Source organism: Citrobacter sp. wls826 (assembly GCF_005281245.1).
In the GTDB taxonomy this organism is placed as follows: domain Bacteria; phylum Pseudomonadota; class Gammaproteobacteria; order Enterobacterales; family Enterobacteriaceae; genus Citrobacter; species Citrobacter braakii.
This window is the reverse complement of sequence record NZ_SZWS01000020.1, coordinates 1-880: the sequence shown is the minus strand read 5'-3', so window position 1 is coordinate 880 and position 880 is coordinate 1. Positions and strand designations below refer to the sequence as shown.

The 880-nt window shown below is 50.1% G+C and carries 2 protein-coding genes; both read left to right on the top strand.

Translation table 11 applies throughout. The features are described from left to right. Nucleotides 1-643, top strand: a 643-nt coding sequence (locus tag FDW87_RS04400) for a putative type VI secretion system effector (RefSeq protein WP_305764066.1), incomplete at its 5' end; no start/stop codon positions are given. Nucleotides 644-681: 38 nt separating this feature from the next. Beyond that, nucleotides 682-831, top strand: a complete 150-nt coding sequence (locus tag FDW87_RS21025; protein ID WP_170975098.1) for a hypothetical protein — start codon at nt 682-684, stop codon at nt 829-831. Nucleotides 832-880: the final 49 nt, after the last annotated feature.

The window sequence follows — 880 nt, the reverse complement described above, 5'->3', positions numbered from 1 at the left end:
CGGCTCGGGAGGGACAGCTTCGGCCCTGCTGCAGGACTATGACAGGCCGCTGTGCGGGGCCTGGTATCTGACCGGACGCATTAACGGCAGGCGATTTTCGGGCTGGCTGGGATGTCACTGGTGCTATGAAGGGGAGGAGGTGGAACTGCTGGCGGCACCGGTCGGCGAGGAGTATCTGGTGTATGCCATCCACAGGCCGGAGGAGCAGTCCCTGTGCATGACGCCGGGGTGTTACCGGGGAAAGAATCAGGCGCGCCGGGCGGCAGTGCGTATCCCGTTGCGGGTTTGCTATCTCTGTCTGGCTCTTATTATCCCATTATATATACATGTATATAATGGATGGGAGGCATTCTCAAATCCATATTTTTATTCACTTATGGCAGTAGCTTTTCTAGCCTTACTGGGGTTATGTCTGCTTCCCGCGGCCTGGTCAATTTACAAACATAAGCCGTTACCGGAAGAAACGCTGTCAGAGGAGATATTCACCCTGCTGGGCTGGGAAAACGTGGCGGATATTAACCTGGACACTCTACATAAACGGCGAAAAAAAGAGTGGAGGCGAACAGAGATCCCGCCAAACCCTCTGCGCAAAGGTACGCCCTTTGATCATTCAGGAGGGACATTTTGTTTTTTTTATTATTAATAAGGATGCTGAATGGTTCTTAACGGTCTGGATAAATTATGAAAAAAGAACTGAAATTCTCGGACGGGTTGCGAAGAAGTCTGGAAGGCAGCAATAAAAAATATCCGCTTCATAACTATCTGCAGCAAAAAAGTGAACTGGCGCGAACGCATGAAATTCTGCGCAATATATCGGGCTGGGTGAGATGAAAAATCATAAATGTGACTGTATGTCACAGGGACCGGCATTACTACCCGT

Bases quoted from the DNA above. Each gene is read 5' to 3' on its own strand.
- FDW87_RS21025 (WP_170975098.1), top strand. From the start codon at position 682: ATGAAAAAAGAACTGAAATTCTCGGACGGGTTGCGAAGAAGTCTGGAA.